7 protein-coding genes and 1 pseudogene are annotated in these 3,700 nt (G+C 34.3%); 1 reads left to right on the top strand and 7 read right to left on the bottom strand.

What is annotated here, in order from left to right; genetic code table 11:
- From AB685_RS28400 to AB685_RS28380, 5 genes are all read right to left on the bottom strand, one after another.
- Positions 1-292: P27 family phage terminase small subunit (locus tag AB685_RS28400; protein ID WP_047973960.1), on the bottom strand; the 292-nt coding region annotated here is incomplete at its 3' end.
- Positions 293-373: 81 nt separating this feature from the next.
- Positions 374-763 (bottom strand): HNH endonuclease signature motif containing protein, encoded by a 390-nt coding sequence (locus tag AB685_RS28395; protein WP_047973959.1) that lies wholly within the window; start codon positions 761-763, stop codon positions 374-376.
- A complete protein-coding gene (locus AB685_RS28390) occupies positions 756-1,067 on the bottom strand; it encodes a hypothetical protein (protein ID WP_047973958.1) in 312 nt (103 codons plus the stop codon). Before AB685_RS28390 ends, AB685_RS28395 begins: the two co-directional genes overlap by 8 nt.
- 51 nt (positions 1,068-1,118) lie before the next feature.
- Positions 1,119-1,691 (bottom strand): hypothetical protein, encoded by a 573-nt coding sequence (locus tag AB685_RS28385; protein WP_198530611.1) that lies wholly within the window; start codon positions 1,689-1,691, stop codon positions 1,119-1,121.
- Between the two features lie 233 nt (positions 1,692-1,924).
- Positions 1,925-2,467: a hypothetical protein gene (locus AB685_RS28380; RefSeq protein ID WP_047973956.1), complete on the bottom strand. Its 543-nt coding sequence runs from the start codon at positions 2,465-2,467 to the stop codon at positions 1,925-1,927.
- A gap of 104 nt (positions 2,468-2,571) precedes the next feature.
- Here AB685_RS28380 and AB685_RS28375 point away from each other — a divergent pair, with 104 nt between their 5' ends.
- Positions 2,572-2,910, top strand: a complete 339-nt coding sequence (locus AB685_RS28375; RefSeq protein ID WP_047973955.1) for a hypothetical protein — start codon at positions 2,572-2,574, stop codon at positions 2,908-2,910.
- A gap of 42 nt (positions 2,911-2,952) precedes the next feature.
- Here the strand turns inward: AB685_RS28375 and AB685_RS28370 are convergent, their stop codons facing one another.
- Both AB685_RS28370 and AB685_RS31935 read right to left on the bottom strand, forming a co-directional pair.
- Positions 2,953-3,486 (bottom strand): ERCC4 domain-containing protein, encoded by a 534-nt coding sequence (locus tag AB685_RS28370; protein ID WP_047973954.1) that lies wholly within the window; start codon positions 3,484-3,486, stop codon positions 2,953-2,955.
- Positions 3,483-3,700, bottom strand: a pseudogene (locus AB685_RS31935) (hypothetical protein); the annotation flags it as partial. The pseudogene AB685_RS31935 and the gene AB685_RS28370, both read right to left, overlap by 4 nt.

The raw sequence follows: 3,700 nt of genomic DNA, 5'->3' as shown, positions 1-3,700 counted from the left end.
TTGTCCTTAATTCTCTTTGGACTCGAATATATTCGTCTCTTGAATCGATGTAGCGTGCTAAGCCATCCACATCTAAGTTGCTGAATATGTTGAGCCGAACAAGTTCAGCTGCTATCTTTTCAAATTCTTCTTTCTGAGTCTTAGTCAGGTAGCTTGGTGGTTCGATGTTATCAGTAAATCCACGAATAGCTTGTTCCTGACTTTCACGTTCCTTCATGGCCTTCTTTGTTAGGTGGTTCGATTTCCCTTTACCCTTGATCACCTCTAAAGGTTGTCTCGGTCTTCCTGCCATCCATTACACCTCCTTAAAAAAGTTGAATAAACGGATTTTTGTATACGCTTGAGGGGCGTACGCTGTAGGACAAAAATTTTTCTAAAAAATTGACCCCGGGGGGACTCGTTTATGTTCAGAATTGTGACATTTGTGACATAATGACTCAAGAATTTCAAGGTCTAACCTTCTATTCCAGTCTTCTTTTACCTCCACAAGATGGTGGACCACGTTCGCAGGCTTCAACACCCCGCGCTTCAAACAACGTTGACACAGTCCGTTGTCTCGTTCGAATGCTAAGGCTCTTACCTGCTTCCATTCTTTCGATTGATAGAAGGTATTGATCACTGGATCACGGCTGTACTTGTTATAAGCCCTTGTTATCTGCCTTTGATTTTCCTCTCCTTTTTTCTCATGAATTTTACAGTAGTTTTTTTCTGTGAGATTTCCACAGGATATTTCTGCACAAGGTCTCTGTGTTTTTTTAGCCATGATTCTCAGTCGCTTCTCTGTACGCTTTCTTGTGTCGTTCATTCATAGCAGCAAGCTTACGTGTTAGAGTCATTAGTCTGTTCTTTTGTTTTATCTTAAGGTTCTGTTTGCTTTTAAGCTCCCTGATTTCTTGCTGCATTTCTTTCATCGAATCATCTAAGAAATAGCTAGTATATACCTGGGCACAATTAGGGCATGCAAAATAAAAACGTTCTACATTACCAGGTAGTTTCTCTACAAGATCCGTTTTGATTTCAGTAATCTTAAACTCTTTTTGGCAGCCTTCGTTACAGGTGACATTCATGATTATCCCTTCTCCTTCCTAAAGATAAAAAAGACACCATTAACGGCGCCTTTAACTTTTTAGCCTATTTTCTATTTCATAAGCATTTTTTGAAGTGCCTAATGCTAAATCTTTTTCTTTTGATACAGCTTTAAAAATATTGATTAAATTCTCTTGTTCCTGGTTAATCTTTTCTTCAATAAAATCTGAATTGATAGAACATATAAACTTTAGGCCTTTCAAAAGTCTCACATATTCTCTAGTTAGTCTATAAATCTCCCCACTCACTTTGACAGAGTCGATTAATAAATCGTTAGCAACTTTAAGATGGTCGTTTATGATGTTTAACCTGATTTTATTTTTATTCGCAGTGTCTAAAAGCTTATATTGATCCCTTACTAAAAATATTTCATGCAAAGAAATTGCTATAGAATCTAAAATTTTATCTGATACCATCAACCTCTCTGGGTATTTTTCTGCAAGGTTTTGCACTCTTTGTCTTTCGATGGTTAGTAGAACGCCGCTGTATGTTATAACCCCACCTATAATTGCACCTGTGAAAGCTATTATTCCAGCTATTAATGTAGTATCTTCTAAATCAAAAAATAAAACAACAAGTCCCAATAAGATTAGAATATCGAACAATATCAATGATACGAGTATAAAATATGGTAAATATTTCATTTTCAACATGAATTTAGTCCTTTTTAATTATTAGATTACCATATTTCATAAAGTATTACATAAAAAGCACTCATCCATAACCGAACATGTCTCGATTGAATGGATGGTGCTTTTTTCTCCGGTTTACATTTTTCACTACTACCATAATAAAACATACTATATGACTAAACAACGACATGTTTGCGACACGAGAGTCAACAATCGAAACGTATACTATCTATACCGAATATCAATGCTGACAAGGTTTTCACTGCATCTTTAGTATCTCGTTGAACAGTACGCACTACCACATTATGACACTCAGCTACTTGATCAATAGTAAATTTTTCTTCAGATATATATAGTTTGTGGATTGTCTGAAACTGCCTTATTTCTTCTAACCTACCCGATTCCTCACACAGAGTATTGTAGACTCGTAGCATTTGATCAATGAACTTGACCATAGCCAGTGTTCGTTTCTTGCTACGCTTAATTGATTCTACTACCAATTCATTTGAATGCATCTCTTCAAACACATCATCTGGAACTTCTAATTCATCTAATTCGATCTGTAAGTCTTTACTATGCAAGACGAATGATCTGTAATGTTTTAATAAGAGTTTGGTATTTCTTAACCGCATGTCACGCCTGTTCTTCTGCTCTTTCATTTTTTCTTTTTCCATATATTCAATAGCTGTCCTAACCGCTGTTTCAGCTGATACCTTTACTATTCTTTCTAGTAAAAATTCATTAGACATTACACCCACCCCTTGTATATAAATTTTTCAATACAATTAATTAACATATTGAACCTAATCCTCCCATACTATTACTATAAAAAAATAAAAAGTAGGTGTTAAATATGGCTGTAATTACACTTCTAGAATACATTTCGCATAACAAATTCCCTGTAACACTTGTTAATGATCATTTTACACTTAACGAAATAATTATTGAACACTATGAATTCACCTCTAATAATCAACTTTGGATACTTAGTAATGACTCTCATGAAATTACGTTAAATTTATCAGATTTTAAAAATATACAATTCGATGCTTGTATTTCATCTGCTACAAATAGTAAAGAAATGATAGAAATTATTAGAAACCTTGAAAAAGACACTCCATATAATGCTTACTTGATGAACTCAAATAAAAAAATGATTGTCGGTTTTTACCGGATAGGGAACTATAATTAAGCTATTATAATGGTTATAAATAACGAGGGAAGGACAATTAAGTTAATTATGCTTTRATACTTCCCTGGCTAAATAATGAAAATGATGATAAATGTAATTACCTGTGTATGCCGCATTAATAAAAACAGTAGAAAAATCATACCTTGCTTCAAATGTTTTTAAGCTGCCTAACAACGACTGAGGCTTATAAGCACTTCTATATTCACCATTTAGAATTTTCCGGTACCCATCTACATCTTCCACTACTAACACAAATGGATTGTCCTTAGCTCTCCATAACTCATGTTCAAACCTGTTTCGGTCCTTAATACTTTGCACAAGTTCGTCCACTCCATTTTTCCGTTCCAAGCATGCAGATAAATACATATCACGACTGATACCATACTCTTCATTCTTAGGGATCATGGCCGTATAATCACCAGTCTTCATTGTTTGGATCTTATAAGTAATGTCATGTCTTCTAAAATATTCACGTACATGTTCATTTACTTGTTCTCGTGTATCAACAATGATCACTAAGCTTTTTAATAATTCGGTTAATTCTTTATCTGTGTATTTAAAGTGCATCCTACTCATGCTGCCCTCCCCTTAATGTGAGACATAGCTTTGTTGAATAACTGTACATAAATCCGATCTGTTTCATCATTACAATAATTAGCTACTGATTCGTCGTAATTAGTCCAGCCATTGTTATAAAGCAGTTGCATTAAATGGATTATTAAACCCAACGACTCTTGATCATCTTTTAACCATTTATCAATAATTAAATGATTATCAACTGGTTTATTAG

The organism is Bacillus sp. LL01, assembly GCF_001037965.1.
The sequence above is the reverse complement of the archived record's forward strand: the minus strand, read 5'-3'. Positions and strand labels throughout refer to the sequence as shown.

What these genes read in the sequence shown, in the direction of transcription:
- AB685_RS28390 (WP_047973958.1), bottom strand. Translation starts at nt 1,067, where the DNA reads ATGAATGTCACCTGTAACGAAGGCTGCCAAAAAGAGTTTAAGATTACT.
- AB685_RS28395 (WP_047973959.1), bottom strand. Translation starts at nt 763, where the DNA reads ATGGCTAAAAAAACACAGAGACCTTGTGCAGAAATATCCTGTGGAAAT.
- AB685_RS28380 (WP_047973956.1), bottom strand. Translation starts at nt 2,467, where the DNA reads ATGTCTAATGAATTTTTACTAGAAAGAATAGTAAAGGTATCAGCTGAA.
- AB685_RS28375 (WP_047973955.1), top strand. Translation starts at nt 2,572, where the DNA reads ATGGCTGTAATTACACTTCTAGAATACATTTCGCATAACAAATTCCCT.